This is a genomic window from Gordonia zhaorongruii, from assembly GCF_007559005.1.
Lineage (GTDB): Bacteria > Actinomycetota > Actinomycetes > Mycobacteriales > Mycobacteriaceae > Gordonia > Gordonia zhaorongruii.
In genome coordinates this window covers 2,637,782-2,656,289 of sequence record NZ_CP041763.1, presented here as the reverse complement: position 1 = coordinate 2,656,289, position 18,508 = coordinate 2,637,782, and the positions used below count along the sequence as shown (strand labels likewise).

Sequence of the window (18,508 nt, the reverse complement as noted above, 5' to 3'; positions counted from 1 at the left end):
TCAGGCGGCGTCGATGACGGCCTTGAGGCGTTCCGCCCAGGCTTCGGCGGCCTTGGCGGGCTTCTCGGCGCTCGAGGCGTCGTGACGGTAGTGCTCGCCGACCTCGGTCGCGCCGAGCGCGGTCAGCTTCTCCGCCATGACCTCGCCTCCGCGATTGAACGTGTCGTCGTAGACGCTGTCGCCGAGTCCGAAGACCGCGAAGCGCAGACCTGCCAGGTCGGGCTTCTCCTCGTCGAGTTCGTCCCCGAACGGGAGAGCGCTCGACGGCAGCTCGCCTTCGCCGTACGTGGAGCAGACGACGACCAGAAAATCGTCGGCGTCGAGATCCTCCGCAGCGTATTCGGACATGTCGTACACCGACGGGTCATGGTCGGCAGCCAGGACGTCAGCGATCGAGTCGGCGACGAGCTCGCCGGTTCCGGTCTCGGTGCCGTAAAGGATGACAGCGGCCATGAGGTAGTGCTCCTGGATGATTCGGGGTCAGCGACGACGATTACGGTAGCGTAACCATTTCGTCGAGTCGAATCCCCGACCAGGGGATTTCAGGCAGGACGTCGGCGTGGTTCCCGGCGGCATCCGTTCGGTTCCCGGCGATACTGCGTGCCGGTGGCACTGGTGAGGTATGTCAGCCGGTCGAGTTCACCGCTCGCGTTCCGGGGTGCGGCGCACCGCGTGGATATGGTGGGTGGAGAAGATCACACGCACGAGCCCGGGAGAAGGGGGACGTCGATGGCGACCCGCATCGACAGTTGGATCTGGGCGATCCGCCTGACGAAGACTCGTTCGGCCGCCGGCGCTGCGTGCAAGGGCGGACACGTCCGTCTCAACGGCAACACGGTGAAGCCCTCGGCAACGGTCGCCGTCGGCGACCAGGTGACCGTCCGGACCGGCGGGCGAGAGCGGATCGTCGAGGTCACCGGCCTGATCAACAAGCGGGTGTCTGCGCCGGTGGCGGCGGAGAACTACATCGACCACAGTCCGCCGCCTCCGCCGCGCGAGGTGCTGGCGAGCCTCCCCCGACGTGATCGCGGTGCAGGCAGGCCGACGAAGCGGGAGCGGCGCCAGTTGGAGAAGTTCCGCACCGGCACGTTCCTGACTGTCCTGGCTGCGGTCGGGATGCTCGTCCTCACGGGTTGCGGCGACAGCGGACCGTCCGGCACGGAGGGTGAGGCACCGACGCCGCAAGCGGGCACGGGCCCCGACTTCGAGCGTTGCGGCGGACTCGACGCCGGCGAAGTGGCGCGTCTGACACGTATCGAAGGTCTTCAGCCGGCCGTCGAGAATCCGTCCGCCTGCGAATGGCAGGGCCCCGCCAGCGAATTCTCGTCCGTGTCGTTCAACTGGTACCGGGGTTCCCCGATCGGCCGTGAACGCGGAACGGAGCAGTTGTCGCGGGATCTGACCCAGGACTACAGCGTCGACGGCGTACCCGGGTTCATCGCCTACACCGGGGCGATCTGCGAGATCGGGCTCTCCTGGGACGCGGACTTCATCGAGATATCCGTTCACGCGGGCCTGGGCCCCGACCGTGCGCCGACCATGCCGACCGATGCCGTGTGCGCCGGGGCCAAGCGGCTCGCCGAGACAGTCGTGAAGGAGGCGGGATGATGCGCGGTGACCGAATGCGGCGCGCAGGGACCGCGCTGGCGCTGTCCGTCGTCGCGACGGTCGGGCTGGCGGCCTGCTCGGTCGACGGCACGGCGGTTCGCGAGGGCCGTTCCGCGGGAACCGACACCGGGCACGTCGACACGGACAGGTTCGAGAAGCTGCTCGCGGAATGCGATGTGCTTCCGGCTGCGAAGATCGGCGAGGCCGTCGGCGGCGGGATCGCCGACCCCGAGTTCTTCGGAGCGAACTGCCGGTGGGCGGTCGCGACGCCCGGAGTCGTCCACGTGATGTTCAACTGGTTCGAGTGGGGGTCGTACAACCACGAGAAGGACACCGCGAAGCGGCTCGGGTTCACCACGGAGAACGTCAAAGTGCGAAGTCAGGCGGGCTTCACCGCCCGCGATCCGAAACGTCCGGGTGTGTGCGGAGTGACGGCGAAAGCCCCGGGCGGGGGGATCTACACATGGTGGGTGGAACCCCGGCAGCCACCTGCGGGCGATGCGTGCGCCGCACCGATCCGCTTGATGGAGATGATCCTGACCGGCGCGTACTGAATCGGTTGACCGATCGGGCCTAAGCCGGCGCCTCGGTCACGGCGACGGATGCGGTCGCACTGACCACGAGCTCGTCGTCGGTACCGGTGGAGCCGGGGCCCGGAGTCAGGAACCAGACGAGCAGTCGGTCGTCGTCTCGTCGGCGCCGGATCGTGATCGGCGTCCCGGGTGCGATCGGGCGCAGGTACTCGATCACCGCACGGTGCGGCCCCTCGAGCAAGTCCATGTGCTCGACGAGCTCGTCTTCCACCGCCTCGAGGTAGGCCGCGTTGTTCAGATGCTTGAACGGATCGAAATCTGTGATGCGCAGGACGTGCTCGCGGTCGGGGAGTGCCAGCTCGGATGGTGCGGGCGCCTTCTCCGGGTTCATGGCTTTCCACCGCAGGCGGTGCTCGTCGGTCATCTCGGTCAGGATGTCGAGTGCCACGTCGCTGATCCGTGAGGGCATGCCCTGCTCGTTCACGTTGATCCAGAACGCTTCGGTCTCGACATGTCCGCCGGGGCGCTCGTCCGGATTGAAGCGGTTCGTCTGGGCGTCACCGATGAGGCTCACGCGCATGTTGGTCCACCTGGTGGACATGGACCCGCACCAGCGTTCGACGCGGATGTCCGACGGCCAGGTCAGGGGTTCGATGACGTCGATGACCGTGCGGCGCACGATCCAGAACGGATCCGTGTCGGCGAACTCGGTGACGGCGAGGTTGTCGTTCGCGGCGTCCTGCAGGTAGCGGGCGAGCGCGTCGAGGCGGACGCGCATCTGCTGGTCGATGTCGCCGGTGCGGACTGCGTACTCGGTCGAGAAGCACCGTGCGCCCGCTTTGCGCTCGCCGAGTGGTTCGTTTTCGCGCGATGTGGTCACGGTTCGAGTATCTCCTGAGGTGGATGACAGAATGAGACGTACATGTGGGCTGCGTCTCGCTCGTGGCTTGTCGTTACGCTACGCTCAACTTTAAAACTAGAACACGTTCACCCTATGGCGAGGTCGGTTCGCGACCACGGAGGAAGACCAGATGGCGCACGTAATCACACGTCCCTGTTGCAACGACGGCTCCTGCGTGGACGTCTGTCCAGTCAACTGCATTCACCCCACTCCGGACGAGCCGGAGTTCATGACGGCGGAGATGCTGTACATCGACCCGGACACGTGCATCGACTGCGGCGCGTGCATCGACGAGTGCCCGGTGAGCGCGATCTATCCCGACGATCAGCTGGCGAAGGCCGACGAACCGTACCTGCAGATCAATGCGGACTACTACAAGGACCACGACGTCGACGGCGGGCTGGTCAAGCATCAGAAGGCGCCGCAGTTGCCCGACGACGAACTGCGGGTGGCGATCGTGGGCGCGGGGCCCGCCGCGTTCTACGCCGCCGAGGAACTCGTGAAGCGCCGGCAGATCAAGGTCGACATGTACGACCGTCTGCCGACCCCGTACGGGCTGGTTCGGGCGGGCGTCGCACCCGACCACGCGAAGACGAAGGGCGTCGAGAACACGTTCTCCGCCGTCGAGCGCAAACCCAACTTCACCTATCACCTCAATGTCGAGGTGGGAACCCACATCACGCCCGACGAACTCCGTGAACGGTACGGAGCGGTGCTGTACGCAGTGGGTGCGCCGCACGATCGCCGTCTCGGCATCGAGGGCGAGGACCTGCCCGGTTCGATCGCAGCAACCGATTTCGTCGCCTGGTACAACGGACACCCCGATTACGCGGATCGGGACTTCGATCTGTCATCGGAGCAGGCGGTGATCGTCGGCAACGGCAACGTGGCGCTCGACGTCGCACGGATCCTGGTCACCGATCCCGAGAAGCTGGCAGGCACCGACATCGCGGACCACGCACTGGACGTGCTCCGCGGCTCCAAGGTGCGCGAGGTGATCGTGATGGCCCGACGGAGCATCGAGCACGGTGCGTTCACCAACAGCGAGTTCCTGTCGCTCGGTGACCTCGAGGGGGTCGACGTGGTGATGCCGGACGAACTGGTGCTCAGCGAGGAAGCGGCGGCCGCCGAGGCCGACGACTCACTCGACTCGGTGATCGCCACCAAGATCCGGTTGGCCCGCGAGTTCGCCGAACGTCCGCAGGTCGACGGCAACATGAAGATCATCTTCGACTTCCTGGCCTCGCCGACCACGATCGTGGGCGACAACGACGGTGTCGCCTCCGTCGAGTACGTGCGCAACCGTTACGTCGGCGACGGGCGGATCGAACCGACGGATGAGACCGGGACGTTGGCGACCGGCCTGGTGGTGCGGTCGGTCGGCTACCGCGGACGTCCCGTGGAGGGGCTGCCGTTCGACGCCGACCGTGCTGTCGTCCCCAGCGACGAGAGCCGGGTGCTCGACGGAACCGGCGGCGACCGCCTGCCCGGTCTGTTCGTCTCGGGCTGGGTCAAGCGCGGACCGACGGGCGGCATCGGCCGGAACCGCAAATGCGGTCAGGAAGCGGCCAGGGCGATCGTCGAGGACTTCGCGAACGGCGTGCTGCCCGCCCCGAGCCGGGATGCGGACGACGTCGTCGAACTGGTCACCGAGCGGGGTGCCCAGCGTGTCGACCTGGCGGGCTGGAAGGCCATCGACACCGTTGAGAAGACGGCGGGGAAGCAGGCCGGACGGCGACGTGTGAAGCTGGTAAGCGTGAACGAACTCGAATCTGCTGCGCAGTCCGCTGGAGACGGTGCGTAGTGAACGACGCTGTCGTGCCTCTCGGCTCTCGTAAGAACGCGAACGGACCCGGGGGCGCACTCCGGATCGCGCTGCTCTCGTATCGGAGCAAGCCGCACTGCGGCGGGCAGGGCGTCTACGTGCGCCATCTGGCTCGTGAGCTGGCGTTACTGGGGCATCAGGTGGAGATCTTCTCCGGCCAGCCCTACCCGGATCTCGATCAAGCGGCGCTCGATGCGGGCGTCACCCTCACCAGGGTGCCGAGTCTGGACCTGTACGGCGAACCCGACCCCTTCCGCACTCCGCGGCCCGGCGAGTACCGCGACTGGATCGACGTGCTCGAAGTGGCGTCGATGTGGACGGCCGCGTTCGGCGAACCGCTGACGTTCAGCCTGCGGGTGGCGCGCCTTCTGAGGGAGCGTCGGGCCGATTTCGACGTCGTCCACGACAACCAGTGCCTCGGCTACGGTCTGCTGGCGATCCGGCGGGCCGGGTTCCCCCTCGTCGCCACGATCCATCACCCGATCACGCGCGACCGTGCGCTGGCCGTGAAGGCTGCGAAGAGATTCAAGAAGATCACCGCCTGGCGCTGGCACTCGTTCCTGGCCATGCAGGGACGGGTGGCGCGGCGCATCCCGTCGCTCCTGACGGTGTCGCGAAGCAGTGAGGATGACATCAGGAACGCGTTCGGTGTGCGGCCGGGAACGCTCGCGACGATCCCACTCGGCGTGGACACCGAGGTGTTCGCTCCGCGCGGTGCGCGAGTGCCGGGGCGGATCGTGTGCGTGGCGAGTGCGGACGCGCCGCTCAAGGGAGTCTCATTCCTCCTCGAGGCGGTGGCGAAGGTCGCTGCGGAGCAGCCGGTGGAACTCGTCCTGGTCTCCAAGCTGGATCCGGAGGGGCCGTCAGCCAAGCTCATCGACCAACTGTCGATCGGCGACCGGGTGTCCGTGGTGTCGGGAATCGGTGACGATCAACTGGCCGACCTGCTGGGGAGCGCCGAGATCGCCTGTGTGCCTTCGCTGTACGAGGGGTTCTCCCTTCCGGCTGTGGAGGCGATGAGCTGCGGTACCCCGCTCGTGGCAACTCGTGCCGGGGCCATCCCGGAGGTCGTCGGCGCAGACGAGCAGGCGGCGATCCTCGTCCGACCCGGCGACGCCGGGGAGTTGGCGCAGGCGTTCCTGCGACTGTTCGGCGATCCGGATCTGCGTCACCGGCTCGGGACCGGAGGTCGTTCGCGGGTGACCGAGAAGTACAGCTGGAAGGCCGTCGCCGCGGCCACCGCCGACCGGTACCGTGCCGCGATCACGGCAGTCACCGGCGTGGCCATCGACGATATCGCCGAGTCCTCCGTTGCGGAGGATCGGGAAGGAGAGACCGCGTGCTGACAGTCGATTTCGACAAGTTGCGGGTTGGACCTGGCGTGCGCGTCATCGACATCGGTGCCGGACAGGGGCGTCATTCGTACGAGATGCTGCGCCGGGGCGCCGACGTCACCGCGTTCGACCAGAACGAGCGCGACATGGCCGACGTCTCGGAGATGTTCGGCGCACTCGTGGCCGCGGGCGAGGTCCCCGAGCAGGGGAACGCGAAGACACAGGTCGGAAACGCCCTCGGCCTGCCTTACGAGGATGCGTCGTTCGACGTCGTGCTGATGTCGGAGATTCTCGAGCACATTCCCGAGGATGATGCGGCGATCGCCGAGATGGTCCGCATCCTGAAGCCGGGAGGTCTTGCGGCGGTGACGGTTCCGCGTTTCTGGCCGGAGAAGATCTGTTGGGCGCTCTCCGACGAGTACCACGAGGTGGAGGGCGGGCACGTCCGCATCTACCGGGAATCGGAGTTGGCGGCGAAGCTCGCAGCGGCCGGCCTCGAGGTGACCGGCAGCGATCACGCCCACGCGTTGCACGCGCCCTACTGGTGGATCAAGTGCGCCGTCGGCGTGGAGAACGAGAACAACCCGTTGGTGCGCGGCTACCACAGGATGCTGGTGTGGGACATGATGAGCAAGCCGCTCGTGACGCGGGCGTCCGAGCAGCTCCTGAACCCGATCGTCGGCAAGTCGGTAGCGATCTACCTGCGTAAACCGGCCTGACGATGCCCATCCCATCCGTATCCGGTGTGCTCTCGACCGAGCAGGTCCGGGCGACCGGTGCGTCGATCGCCGCAATGCAGGAGCCCGCCGGTGCACTGCCGTGGTTCCCGGGCGGCAAGACCGACCCGTGGGATCACGTGGAGTCGGCGATGGCGTTGTCGGCCACGGGATTCCGGCGCGAGGCCGAAGCCGCGTACGACTGGCTGCGGCGTACCCAGCGGCCGGACGGATCGTGGCCGATCGAGTGGCGTGCGGGGCGCGTGGTCGATCCCGGTGTCGACAGCAACTTCTGCGCGTACATCGCAGTCGGGGTGTGGCATCACTTCCTGATCGTCGACGACACGGACTTCCTGGTCCGGATGTGGCCCGCGGTCCGTGATGCGATCGAGCGGGTCCTGGTGTTCGCACGGAGCGACGGCGCCTTCCGGTGGGCGGCGGATCACGAGACCGGCGCGATGTTCGCGAATGCGTTGATCACCGGGAATTCCAGTATCTACACAGCGCTGCAGTGCGGGATCCGGATCGCTGAGGCGCTGGACGAGCCGGTCACGTGGCGCGACGGCGCCGACGGTCTCGCGGACGCCTTCGATGCCGAGATGGCGCAGCGGGGTTCGGTGTTCGATCCGCCGTCCGTTCATTCGATGGACTGGTACTACCCGGTGCTCGGCGGTGCGGTGCGCGGTGCGACCGGTCGCGAGCTGATCGCGGCGCATTGGGACGAGTTCGTCGTCGACGGCCTCGGCGCGCGGTGCGTGGTGGACCACCCGTGGGTCACGGGTGCGGAGACGTGCGAGCTCGCGATGGCCGTGGAGGCGCTCGGCGACGTCGACCGGGCGGCGGTTCTGGTCGAGTCGATTCAGCATCTGCGGGAGGACGACGGCTCCTACTGGACCGGGTTGGTCTTCTCGGACGGCAAGCGCTGGCCGGTGGAGTTGAGCTGCTGGACCGCCGGCGCCGTGGTGCTGGCGGCCGATGCGATCAGTCGTGCGACGCCGGGGAGTGGAATCTTCCGCGATATCGAGCAAACCCGGATCGCATCCGCGGTGCACCGCTAGACTCGAATTACTGGACAGGTGTCCAGTCTCCCGTCCAAGAGTGGTCGGGGGCGAATGCCAACCCGCCTGGAGGGTACGTGGATTTCGGAATCGTGCAGTTCACCAGCGACCGCGGACTTCGCCCGCATGAGCTCGCACCGCTCATCGAAGAGGCCGGGTTCGCCGCCTATTACGTTCCCGAGCACAGTCACATTCCGACCAGACGCGATGCCGCGCACCCGCGTACCGGTGACGAGACCCTGCCTGACGAGCGATACATGCGCACTCTCGATCCGTGGACGTCTCTCGCGTCGGCTGCTGCCGTGACGTCGCGCATCGAGCTGTCGACGGCGGTCGCACTGCCGGTGCAGTCCGATCCGCTGACGCTCGCGAAGACCATCGCCACCCTCGACCACATCTCCGGGGGACGCGTGAATCTGGGCGTCGGTTTCGGGTGGAATCTCGACGAGCTGGCCGACCATCACGTGCCCGCCGGACGCCGTCGCACGATGCTGCGTGAGTACCTGGAAGCCCTGCGTGCCCTGTGGACGCAGGAGGAGGCCGAGTACCACGGGGAGTTCGTCGAGTTCGGGCCGAGTTGGGCGTGGCCCAAACCGTCGCGGACCATCGGCGTCACCGTGGGCGCTGCGGGCAATGAGAAGAACTTCAAGTGGATCGCGCGCAGTGCGGACGGCTGGATCACCACGCCGGGGGAGACCGACATCGACGACTCGGTGGAGCTGCTCAATCGGGTCTGGAGCGATGCCGGACGCGAGGGCGCGCCGGAGATCGTCGCGATCGACATCCGGCCCGATGCCGAACGTCTCTCGCGATGGCGCGACATCGGCGTCACGCGCGTCATCTACGGACTCCCGGACAAGGATGCCGACACCGCCCGTGCGTACCTGACGAAGCTGGCCGGCAAGCTCGGTTTGTGAAGCGGGTCAGGCCCGAACGAGGACCCGCAGTGAGCCGTAGGCGTCGACCTCGGTGAACAGTCCCGAATCGAGCGCCTGCCGGTAGATCTCGTACGGGGGCCGTCCGCCATCGGCCGGGTCCGGGAAGACGTCGTGGATCAGGAGCGCGCCACCGGTCCGGACCCAAGGGGACCAGCCGTCGTAGTCGGTCTGGGCGGCCTGCATCGAGTGGCCGCCGTCGATGAAGACGAAGTCGGCGGGCTTGCCCCAGACTAGGGCCGCGGCCGCAGACGGCGCGAGGAATCCCAGCACCGTGGACTCGAGCTTCGCGTCGAACATGGTGCGCCGGAAGCGTGCCGCAGTGTCCAGCAGGCCGGCGTGCGAGTCGACGAGCGAGGTGTCGTGGTACTCCCATCCGGGCTGGTGCTCCTCGGACCCACGGTGGTGATCGACGGTGACGACCAGTGCGCCGTGCCGCTCGGCGGCGTCGCCCAAGTACACGGTCGACTTACCGCAGTACGTGCCGATCTCCACCCCGACACCGACCGAATCCCGTTGGGAAAGATAATGATCCGCTACTCGATGCAGCGCGTCCGCCTCGTCCGCGGGCATGAACCCGGGGGTTGCGTCGGCGACTGTGCGGCGGTCGTCGGAAAGGGTCGTCGAAGCGGTCGGGAATGCCATGAATCGATCGTACGGGGGCCGTCGATGGCGATACGCTGAAACCCATGAAGGCTCAGGTGATCGTCAGCGAAACCGGTCCGTCCGGCTTCGAACTCCGAGACATTCCGGCTCCGGAGGCGCAGGCGGATCAGTACCTCGTCGACGTGCGTTCGTGTGGCGTGTGCTTTCCCGATCTGCTCATGAGTCGCGGTGAGTACCAATTGCGGCCGCCGCTGCCGTTCACCCCCGGCACCGAAGTCGCCGGCGTGGTGAGCAAGGCGCCGGACGACGGGGCGTTCGCGGTGGGCGACCGGGTGGTCGTCGCGTCGTTGCTCGGAGGTTTCGGTGAGCAGGTCGCCGTCGCCGAGCAGCAGATCTATCCGCTGCCCGACGAGCTGTCGTTCGACGAGGGCGCCGCTCTCGGCATCAATTTCCAGACTGCGCTCTTCGCGCTGAAGCTGCGCGCGCAGACCGCGCCGGGTGAGGTGGTCGCGGTGCTCGGCTCGGCCGGCGGCGTCGGCGTCGCATCCATCCTCGTGGCCAAGGAGATGGGCGCCAAGGTGATCGCCGTCGTCCATCGCACCGGGCAGGAGGAGATGCTGCGCGAACTGGGTGCCGACGAGGTGGTGCAGCTGGCCGACGGGTGGAAGGAGAAGGTCCTCGAGCTGTCCGGCGGAGGCGTCGACGTGGTGATCGATCCGGTCGGCGGCGACGTCTTCGACGAAGCGCTGCGCACCGTTGCCCTGGATGGCCGGTACGTGGTCATCGGGTTCGCCGCAGGCGGCATTCCCACGGTCAAGGTCAACCGTCTGCTGTTCCGCAACATCTCGGTGGTGGGAGCGGCGTGGGGTGAGTACATCCGCAGGCGCCCCGAGGTCCCCGGTCTGCTGCACGACGAGCTGGTGGAGATGATCGGCGACGGAATGCGTCCGCCGGTCAGCCGGACTTACCCCCTCGCCGATCTGCCGACCGCCCTCGCCGATCTGGCTGAGGGAAGGGTGCACGGCAAGGCCGTCGTCCGAATCTCGGAGTGACGTCGGCGCTCCGCATCACCAACCCGTACGCGCCGACTACTCGGCTGGGACCACCAGAAACCGAGTTCTACGTGTCGGTGATGCGAGACGCCGGAGTCAGCCGATCCCGAACAGCTCGGCAGCGTTGTCGTGAAACACGCCGCGCAGCCAGTCGTCGCCCAGATCCAGGCGCACGCACGCGGTCAGCGCCTCCGGATAGCCGTAGGGGATGTTCGGGAAGTCGCTGCCGAACAGGATCTTGCCGCCCAGGTCGGCGAGCCGCGGATGCAGGTCGCGCGGGTACGGACTGAGTTCCTCGGAGAAGTCGGTGAACGACATGGTGGTGTCGAGCCGTACGTTCTCGTACTTCTCGGCGAGGACCAGGAAGTCCTCGTACTCCGGTGTGCCCATGTGCGCGACGATCAGCGGAAGCTTCGGGAACCGCTCTAGTAGTCGCCGGACGGGTTCCGGGCCCGTGTACGTCCCGGGCGCAGGCCCCGAGCCGCAGTGGATGACGACGGGAACCAGGGCGTCGGAGATCTGCGCCCAGACGTCGTCGAGCAGCGGGTCGACCGGCGAGTACTCGCCGACCTGGATGTGCGACTTGAAGACGCGCGCACCCGATGAGATCGCGGCGGCGACATACCGCGGTGCCTCCGGTTCGGGGTAGAAGGTCGCCGTGCGCAGACAGTCCGGGTGGCCTGCCGCGAAGTCGGCGCCCCACGAGTTGAGCCACTCCGCCATATCCGGCTTGTGGGGATAGATCATCGACGAGTAGGCGCGGACACCGAAGCGGCGCAGCGTCTCGACACGGTCGGCTTCGTCGGCTCTATAGGCGACGGGCCACTCGCGACCGAGCATCGGACCCGCCGAATCGAAGTACGCCCATACCTTGTCGAGGACGCGACGCGGCATGAAATGAGTGTGGACGTCGACGATTCCCGGCAGGCCGAGGCCTCGCCAGATATCTCTTACCGCGTCGCATTCCGCCGTCGAGAACGGTGCAGGGTCGTGGTCGTCGCACATGGGCCCGACGCTACCTTCCGGATCAGGGGCGTACGGCGGGGTTGCTCCTCGGCGCGATCATGATCGCCGTGGCCTCCACGGTCGGACCCTCGTCATCGGCGATGTACGCCCGCACGAACGTCTTGCGCCCTTCGACGCTCTCCACCTCGGCGCGAGCACGGAGGCGTCCGAGAAGTGTGGGCCGGAGGTACCGGACGGTCAGCGTCCCCGTGAACGACGGCGTCGTGCCGGTACTCGCAGCCTCGCCCGCCATCTGGTCGAGAACCAGGGAAGCGACACCGCCGTGCACGCATCCGCCGGGGCCCTCGTAGGCGGCGCCCAATGTCATCTCGCATTCGGCAATACCGTCACGGGCGTCGATGTGCAGTGGCGGTGCCACCGCATTTCGTGCTCCGACCACGGCGTTTCCCCACGGCATGCCTCTCATGTCCGGGGTGAACGGGACTCCGAAGCCGCCGTCCCGCTGCTTGGTGCGCAGGGTGCCGACCACGGCCTCGATCGCCGTCTGGGCGGCATGCAGGTCCTCGTCCGGCATCTCGGTGCGGATCACCGCGTCGACCAGATCTCGTACCGCATCCGTCAGCGGTTCGACGACGCTCAGACGCCGTTCGATCTCGGCGTCGTCGATGTCTTCGAGCCGGAAGTCCATGGGGGTCATCGGGTTGAGCCGTTCATTCGGTCCGCTGGGATCTGCGGTGCTTCTTGACGACCTCGCCGAACATCATCGTCATCTTGGTGCCGAGCGGCCATCCGACGTAGTAGCAGAGGAACAGGCCGATCTCGGTCAGCTCCTCCGGTGTCAGTTCGCCGTTGCCGAGGGCGGCGCCGGCCTGGATCTCGGCGACGTCGGTGTGACCGCCCGCAGCAAGGGCGCCGAGCAGGATCAGGCGCCGGTCACGGTGGGTGAGGCCGTCACGGCTCCACACCTCGCCGAAGACCTGGTCAGCGGTATGGCTGAAGAAGTCGCCGGGGCCGTCGGACATCTCCCAGCCGTACACCTCCGACATCATCGCCAGACCTTTGCGACGCTGCTCGGTCATCGTGTCGGCGGGCTGATCGTGCTCGCTCATCGTTCTCCTTCGGGTGTGTGGTGGGGGACGCCCAGCCCGTCTGCGAGGCGGGCCAGTGACTGCTTGCCGAGTGGCAGGTCGACGTCGAGCCGTTCGGCGAGACCCAGCGCCAGGCCGAGATCCTTCTCGCCGAGGTCGCGGACGTGCGTGAAGACCCCGTGCCAGAAGTCGTCGGTCGCGATGGGTGCGGTGGTGTCGCGGAGCATGATGGCGCCCGGGCCCCCGGTGACGGCGTCCGTGTGTCGGACCACCTTGCCGAGTCTCACGATGTCGATGCCCGCGGCTTCGGCGAGCCGAGCTGCTTCGGTGGTCGCGGTGAACGAGATGAAGTGCAACAGGTTGCGCGCCAACTTCATGCGGGTGCCGTCGCCCGCGCTCTCGCCGGCGTGGACGATCATGTCGCCTGCCAGCGAGAGCGCGGGTTTCGCGCGTTCGTAGGCGTCGCGACCGCCGCCGACCATGATGGCGAGTCGGCCGTCTTTCGCGCCGACGGCACCGCCCGAGATGGGAGCGTCCAGCAGGGCGACTTCGGAGCGGGAGCATCGGGCTGCGAGGTCGGACGCCGTCTCGGGGGAGATCGTCGAATGCACGACGATCAACGCTCCGGGCGCGAGTGACTCGATCATGCCTTCGACGACGTCGCGGACCTGCGCGTCGTCACGAACGCATATTCCGACGAGATCGGATGCCGCGGCCAGGTCGGCCAGCGACGGAGCCGATTCGGCGCCTGCGTCGACGAGGCGTGCGACGGCCTCCGGGCTCAGGTCGTGAACGGTGAGCCCGCCGTCGTGTGCGGCGAATCGCGTGGCCATCGGACCGCCGATGTCGCCGAGTCCGACGAATCCGAGGCGCAGCGGTCCGGAGGTCATGAGCGGATGACCTGTCCGCCGTCCACATTGAAGATCTGTCCGGTGATCCAGCTCGCCTCGTCGGAGAGCAGGAACAGGCACATGCCGACCAGATCCTCTGGCGTGCCCATTCGGCCCAACGGCAGTTTCGACACCATGTCCTTCACCATCTCCTCCGGAGTGGTGGTGAGGGTGGCCTCGGTATCGATGGGGCCGGGGGCGATCGCGTTGATGCGGATCTTCTGGCCGCCGAGCTCCACGGCGAGCTGCTGGGTGAGGCCGTTGACGCCGACCTTGGCAAGACCGTAGAAGCCGCTGTACACCCATGCTGCGGTGGAGGATTGGTTGACGATGGCGCCGCCGCGGTTCATGTGCTTGTGCACGGCGCGTGTCACGTTGAGTGCGCCGTCGAGGTTCACGCTCATGAACTTCTTGTAGTAGTCCCACGGCACGGTGGTGAGGAAGTCGAGCTTCATGCCGCCGTAGATTGCGGCGTTGTTGACCAGCGCGTCGATCTTCCCGTACGTGTCGACGGTGGTAGCGACGAGATTCTCCGCCGACTCCGGGTCGGCGACGTCGGTGTGCACGTACAGACCGCCGATGGAATCGGCTACAGCCTGCCCGGCTTCATCGTTGACGTCGGCGATCACCACCTTTCCGCCCTCCGCCGCGATCGCTCGCGCATACGCCTCGCCGATGCCGCCCGCAGCTCCGGTGACGATCGCCGTCTTGTCCGTGAATCGATTGTCATGCATGCTCTTCTGCTTTCTGTGGAATGCGAATGTCTGGTGCGGTTTCCGGTGGTGCCGACCGGGGAGCGGTCATGCAGGCGTCGCCACTGCCTTGGTCTCGAGGTACTCGGAGAAGCCCAGTACCCCCATCTCCCGGCCGATGCCCGACTGCTTGTAGCCGCCGAAGGGGACGTCGGCGGAGTACCAGATGCCCCCGTTGACGCCCATCGTTCCGGTGCGGACACCGGTGACGACGGCGTCGATGCGCTGCGGATCGGTTCCCCACACCTGACCGGACAGTCCGTAGGGGGAGTCGTTGGCGATGTCGATCGCGTCCTGGTCTCCGTCGTGCGGGATGACCACGAGGACGGGGCCGAAGATCTCCTCGCGTGCGACGCGAGTCGAATTGTCCAGGCCTGCGATCAGGGTCGGCTCGATGAAGTACCCGCGGTCCTTGTCGGCGGGTCGGCCGCCGCCGATCTCGATGGTTCCGCCCTCGTCGCGGGCCAGTTGCAGGTAGCTCTCGACGCGCTCGCGCTGCCGAGCCGATATCAGCGGTCCGCAGACGGTTCCGCCGTCGGTCGGGTCGCCTGCGGTCAGGCCGGCCATCGCGTCGCGGGTGAGTCGGGTCGCCTCGTCGAGCTTCTCGCGCGGTACGACGAGGCGTGTGGTGATGGCGCAGCCCTGCCCCGCATGGGTGACGACGTTGAACGCGGCCATCGAGCACGCGGTGCCCATGTCGGCGTCGTCGAGGACGATGAACGCCGACTTGCCGCCGAGTTCGAGGAACACCTTCTTCAGCGTGGGTGCCGCCGTCTGCATCACGCGGCGGCCGGTGTCGGTGGATCCGGTGAACGACACGAGGTCGACCCGCGGATCGGCGCACAACTGCTCGCCGAGACCGTGGTCGGTGGAGGTGACGATGTTGATCACGCCGGCGGGGATGTCGGTCTCCTCAGCGATGACCTTCCCGACGAGTGCCGCCGACCAGGGAGTGTCGGGAGCCGGTTTGAGGACCACAGTGCAGCCTGCGGCCAGCGCCGGCCCGATCTTCGCGAAATTGATCTGGTGCGGGAAGTTCCACGGGGTGATCGCGCCGACGACGCCGACGGCCTCGGACCGGAGCTCTCGGGTGTTCTTGATGCCCATCGGCTTCGCTTCACCGAGGTCTTGCCGCCATTCGTGGTTCTCGGCGAGGTCGGCGAAATAGCCCAGGTCGGTGATGGGGCCGACGAGTTGCGGACCGTGGGTGAGGAACACCGGGCATCCGACTTCGGCGACGGTGATCTCGCGAAGCTCGTCAGTGTGGGCGAGGAGCGCGTCGCGGAGCTGGCGCAGGCACCGGGCACGGAAGTCGTGATCGCGCGACCACGAGGTCTGATCGAAAGCCGTTCGTGCGGCGGCGATCGCGGCGTCCATGTCGTCGGACGTGGCCTCGGCGGCCTGCCCGATGGTCTCCTCTGTCGCGGGGTTGATCACGTCGAAGGTGCCTCCGCCGCCTGGGCGGAGCCGGCCGTCGATCAACAGGTCGCTGCTCGTGGATGGGCGTAATGCCATTCTCGACTCACTCTCGGAATCTATTCTGGACAGGTGTCTGGACTTGAATTCAAACCTAATGTAGCGTGCCTCACATGTCCACCCCCGTCGAGATCGAATCCACGCGACGCCGGCTGAACCCGCAGCAGGCTGAGAAGATCGTCCGAATGACCGAAGCGGCCGTCGAGATCGTGTCGGCCGAGGGCTTCGACCGGCTGTCGGTGCGTGACGTCGCCAAGCGAGCGGGGGTCGCGCCCGCCACGGCATACACGTACTTCAGCTCCAAGGGGCATCTCGTCGCCGAGGTCTTCTGGCGTCGGCTGGCGGTCGGTGTCCCCGAGCCGGATCCTGCGCAGTCGGCGCATGAGCGTGTCGCGCAGGTGCTGCGCGGGGTATCGATGGTCGTCGCGGGGGAAGGGCAGCTCGGTGGCGCGGTCACCGTGGCGCTCTTGGGCGACGACCCCGAATCCGAGCATCTGCGGCTGCGTATCGGCGGCTTCATCCATCAGCGTCTCGCCGCCGCAGTCGGTGACGATGTCGACGATCCGGAGCGGATCGTCGACGCACTGCAGATGCTCTACGCGGGCGGACTCGTCACCGCGGGCATGGGTCACCTCACCTACGAGGACACCTCCGAGCGGCTCGTCGCCGCAGCCGAACTACTGATGGGACCGCAGAAGTGACCTCCACCGACTCCGGATTGCACGGAATGATCCCGTTCGCTCCGTACGACTACGACTTTCACGAGGACCCGTACCCCATGTACGCGCGGCTTCGCGCCGAAGCTCCCGTGTACCGGAGCCCCGACGGGGATTTCTGGGCGCTCGCGCGTCACGAGGACGTCGCCGACGCGTTCCGTGACAGCACCCGGCTGTCCAACAGCTGGGGCGTGTCGCTGGACCCCACTGCTTACAGCCCGCAGGCGGAGAAGTCGATGTCGTTTCTCGCGATGGACGACCCACGTCATATGCGACTGCGCAAGCTCGTCTCGAAGGGGTTCACTCCTCGTCGCGTGAACGAACTCGCGCCGCGGATCGCCGAACTGACGGCGCAGCACTGGTCGCGATGCCTGGAGATGGGCGAGTTCGACTTCGTCGCAGATTTCGCGGGCCTGCTTCCGATGGACGTGGTCTCCGAGCTCCTCGGCGTCGGGCCGAACGACCGTGCGTACCTCCGTACCCAGTCGGATCTGCTGATCCATCGGGAAGAGGGCGTCACCGACGTCCCGGAAGCAGCCATGTACGCATATCTGGAACTGCATCAGTACTACACGGCGCTGCTGGCTGAGCGGCGGAAGAATCCCGGAGACGATCTCGTCTCGGCGCTCACCGTCGCCGAACTCGTCGACGACGGTCGGAGTTCGGCGCTGTCGGACGAGGAGATCATCGGTTTCATGATGCTGATGGTCGTCGCGGGCAACGAGACGACCACCAAGCTGCTGGCGAACTCCGTCTTCTGGGGCGCGCAGAGCCCCGACCAGATCGCGCCGATCATCTCGGCGGCGACATCGCAGGACGACGCCGTCGACGCAGTCGCACCCTGGGTGCAGGAGACGCTTCGCTACGACACGTCTACCCAGATGCTGCTGCGTCGCGTCGTAGAGGACGCCGAGTACGGCGGCCGGGTGATCCCAGCGGGAGATCGCGTCCTGTTGCTCATCGGGTCGGCAAACCGCGACCAGGAGGTATTCGGGCCTGACGCCGACGAGTACCGCATCGGCCGCGACAGCGCGCGCACCATCATGAGCTTCGGCGTGGGCACGCACTTCTGTCTCGGTGCCCACCTCGCCCGGTTGGAGACCGAACTGGGCCTCGCTGAGATCGTCCGCACGGTCAGTGAGTTCGACGTCGACGTGCAGCGTTCCGAACGCGTGCACTCGGTCAACGTGCGCGGTTTCGCATCGCTTCCGATGACCGTGAAGGGTCGGTGATCTCGCATGCGATTCCAGGACCATCCCGAACGGCGTCCGGTGCTGATCGCCGGCGCGTCGTCGGGAATCGGCGAGGCCACCGCACGCACGCTGGCGGCACTCGGCCACCCGGTCGCACTCGGTGCCCGGCGACTGGACCGCTGTTCGGGGATCGCCGAGGAGATCGTCCGCGATGGTGGCGAAGCGGTCGCCGTGGAACTCGATGTGACGTCGAACGACTCGGTCGTCGCCGCTGTCGAGTCCGCGCAGCAGGCGCTCGGGGACATCGAGATCGTCGTCTCCGGTGCGGGTGACCTGCAGATCGGCAGGGCTCATGAGATGCCGGTGGATGAGTGGGCTGCGCAGATCGATGTGCACCTCGTGGGCGCCTACCGGCTGTACCGGGCGGCGGTGCCCGCGATGATCGAGCGTCGTCGAGGCGATTTCGTGTTCATCAGCTCCGACGTCGTCTCCCATCCGCGACCGTGGTCGTCGGCGTACGTGGCTGCCAAGTACGGCGTCGAAGGCCTCGTCACCACCGCTCACATGGAACTCGAGGGGACAGGAGTCCGCGCAGGCCTGGTTCGTCCCGGGCAGACGCTCACCGGAATGGGCATGAACCTCGACCAAGCGGCGACCGACGCGATGCTGAACGACTGGATCGCTTTCGGGCTGGCGCGCCACGGTCATTTCCTCAGCCCGGAGAATCTCGCGCACGCGGTGGTGTCCATGGTGACCCTGCCGCCGGGCGCCCATATGAAAGCGGTGGACGTCGAGGCTGAAGGGAAACTCACCTCGACTGAATCCGCTACGACCGAATCTTGAACTGTCCGAAGGAGAA

20 protein-coding genes are annotated in these 18,508 nt (G+C 67.0%); 11 read left to right on the top strand and 9 right to left on the bottom strand.

Features of this window, described 5'->3' with window-relative positions; all coding sequences use genetic code 11:
* A complete protein-coding gene (locus FO044_RS12295) occupies nucleotides 1–453 on the bottom strand; it encodes a flavodoxin domain-containing protein (protein ID WP_132992187.1) in 453 nt (150 codons plus the stop codon).
* A 276-nt stretch (nucleotides 454–729) separates the two neighbouring features.
* Here FO044_RS12295 and FO044_RS12290 point away from each other — a divergent pair, with 276 nt between their 5' ends.
* A complete protein-coding gene (locus tag FO044_RS12290; RefSeq protein WP_132992186.1) occupies nucleotides 730–1,608 on the top strand; it encodes a DUF3558 family protein in 879 nt (292 codons plus the stop codon).
* A complete protein-coding gene (locus tag FO044_RS12285; protein ID WP_412917595.1) occupies nucleotides 1,605–2,162 on the top strand; it encodes a DUF3558 domain-containing protein in 558 nt (185 codons plus the stop codon). The genes FO044_RS12290 and FO044_RS12285 overlap by 4 nt, the downstream gene beginning before the upstream one ends.
* A gap of 19 nt (nucleotides 2,163–2,181) precedes the next feature.
* On the opposite strand, the gene FO044_RS12280 is transcribed toward FO044_RS12285, so the two are convergent.
* Nucleotides 2,182–3,021 (bottom strand): acyl-[acyl-carrier-protein] thioesterase, encoded by an 840-nt coding sequence (locus FO044_RS12280; RefSeq protein ID WP_132992185.1) that lies wholly within the window; start codon nucleotides 3,019–3,021, stop codon nucleotides 2,182–2,184.
* Between the two features lie 151 nt (nucleotides 3,022–3,172).
* Here FO044_RS12280 and FO044_RS12275 point away from each other — a divergent pair, with 151 nt between their 5' ends.
* The 5 genes from FO044_RS12275 to FO044_RS12255 all read left to right on the top strand — a co-directional run bounded on the left by FO044_RS12275 (nucleotide 3,173) and on the right by FO044_RS12255 (nucleotide 8,892).
* Nucleotides 3,173–4,846, top strand: a complete 1,674-nt coding sequence (locus tag FO044_RS12275) for an FAD-dependent oxidoreductase (protein WP_143965738.1) — start codon at nucleotides 3,173–3,175, stop codon at nucleotides 4,844–4,846.
* On the top strand, nucleotides 4,846–6,213 hold the full coding sequence (locus FO044_RS12270) for a glycosyltransferase family 4 protein (protein WP_235831341.1): 1,368 nt from the start codon (nucleotides 4,846–4,848) through the stop codon (nucleotides 6,211–6,213). Before FO044_RS12275 ends, FO044_RS12270 begins: the two co-directional genes overlap by 1 nt.
* Nucleotides 6,207–6,920, top strand: a complete 714-nt coding sequence (locus FO044_RS12265) for a class I SAM-dependent methyltransferase (protein WP_132992183.1) — start codon at nucleotides 6,207–6,209, stop codon at nucleotides 6,918–6,920. The genes FO044_RS12270 and FO044_RS12265 overlap by 7 nt, the downstream gene beginning before the upstream one ends.
* 2 nt (nucleotides 6,921–6,922) lie before the next feature.
* Nucleotides 6,923–7,975, top strand: a complete 1,053-nt coding sequence (locus tag FO044_RS12260; protein WP_132992182.1) for a glycoside hydrolase family 15 protein — start codon at nucleotides 6,923–6,925, stop codon at nucleotides 7,973–7,975.
* Nucleotides 7,976–8,052: 77 nt separating this feature from the next.
* Complete coding sequence (locus tag FO044_RS12255; RefSeq protein WP_132992181.1) at nucleotides 8,053–8,892, top strand: LLM class F420-dependent oxidoreductase; 840 nt, start codon at nucleotides 8,053–8,055, stop codon at nucleotides 8,890–8,892.
* Between the two features lie 6 nt (nucleotides 8,893–8,898).
* On the opposite strand, the gene FO044_RS12250 is transcribed toward FO044_RS12255, so the two are convergent.
* On the bottom strand, nucleotides 8,899–9,555 hold the full coding sequence (locus FO044_RS12250; protein WP_132992180.1) for a class I SAM-dependent methyltransferase: 657 nt from the start codon (nucleotides 9,553–9,555) through the stop codon (nucleotides 8,899–8,901).
* Between the two features lie 44 nt (nucleotides 9,556–9,599).
* On the opposite strand from FO044_RS12250, the gene FO044_RS12245 reads away from it, so the two are divergent.
* Nucleotides 9,600–10,568, top strand: a complete 969-nt coding sequence (locus FO044_RS12245) for an NADPH:quinone oxidoreductase family protein (protein ID WP_186290547.1) — start codon at nucleotides 9,600–9,602, stop codon at nucleotides 10,566–10,568.
* Between the two features lie 96 nt (nucleotides 10,569–10,664).
* On the opposite strand, the gene FO044_RS12240 is transcribed toward FO044_RS12245, so the two are convergent.
* From FO044_RS12240 to FO044_RS12215, 6 genes are all read right to left on the bottom strand, one after another.
* Entirely contained in the window at nucleotides 10,665–11,573 is a 909-nt protein-coding gene (locus FO044_RS12240; protein ID WP_132992179.1) for an amidohydrolase family protein, read from the bottom strand.
* 22 nt (nucleotides 11,574–11,595) lie between these two features.
* Nucleotides 11,596–12,222, bottom strand: a complete 627-nt coding sequence (locus tag FO044_RS12235; protein ID WP_132993331.1) for a PaaI family thioesterase — start codon at nucleotides 12,220–12,222, stop codon at nucleotides 11,596–11,598.
* Between the two features lie 22 nt (nucleotides 12,223–12,244).
* Nucleotides 12,245–12,643, bottom strand: a complete 399-nt coding sequence (locus tag FO044_RS12230) for a carboxymuconolactone decarboxylase family protein (RefSeq protein WP_132992178.1) — start codon at nucleotides 12,641–12,643, stop codon at nucleotides 12,245–12,247.
* On the bottom strand, nucleotides 12,640–13,512 hold the full coding sequence (locus FO044_RS12225; protein WP_143965737.1) for an NAD(P)-dependent oxidoreductase: 873 nt from the start codon (nucleotides 13,510–13,512) through the stop codon (nucleotides 12,640–12,642). The genes FO044_RS12230 and FO044_RS12225 overlap by 4 nt, the downstream gene beginning before the upstream one ends.
* Nucleotides 13,509–14,246 (bottom strand): SDR family oxidoreductase, encoded by a 738-nt coding sequence (locus FO044_RS12220; RefSeq protein ID WP_132992176.1) that lies wholly within the window; start codon nucleotides 14,244–14,246, stop codon nucleotides 13,509–13,511. The genes FO044_RS12225 and FO044_RS12220 overlap by 4 nt, the downstream gene beginning before the upstream one ends.
* A gap of 66 nt (nucleotides 14,247–14,312) precedes the next feature.
* Complete coding sequence (locus tag FO044_RS12215) at nucleotides 14,313–15,779, bottom strand: aldehyde dehydrogenase (RefSeq protein ID WP_132992175.1); 1,467 nt, start codon at nucleotides 15,777–15,779, stop codon at nucleotides 14,313–14,315.
* Between the two features lie 74 nt (nucleotides 15,780–15,853).
* On the opposite strand from FO044_RS12215, the gene FO044_RS12210 reads away from it, so the two are divergent.
* The 3 genes from FO044_RS12210 to FO044_RS12200 are packed head-to-tail and all read left to right on the top strand — an operon-like array spanning nucleotide 15,854 to nucleotide 18,492.
* Nucleotides 15,854–16,441 carry a TetR/AcrR family transcriptional regulator gene (locus tag FO044_RS12210; RefSeq protein WP_132992174.1) on the top strand — a complete coding sequence of 196 codons (588 nt, stop codon included), beginning with the start codon at nucleotides 15,854–15,856 and terminating at the stop codon, nucleotides 16,439–16,441.
* A 26-nt stretch (nucleotides 16,442–16,467) separates the two neighbouring features.
* Nucleotides 16,468–17,688: a cytochrome P450 gene (locus FO044_RS12205; protein ID WP_132993330.1), complete on the top strand. Its 1,221-nt coding sequence runs from the start codon at nucleotides 16,468–16,470 to the stop codon at nucleotides 17,686–17,688.
* Between the two features lie 6 nt (nucleotides 17,689–17,694).
* Nucleotides 17,695–18,492: an SDR family oxidoreductase gene (locus tag FO044_RS12200; RefSeq protein ID WP_132992173.1), complete on the top strand. Its 798-nt coding sequence runs from the start codon at nucleotides 17,695–17,697 to the stop codon at nucleotides 18,490–18,492.
* Nucleotides 18,493–18,508: the final 16 nt, after the last annotated feature.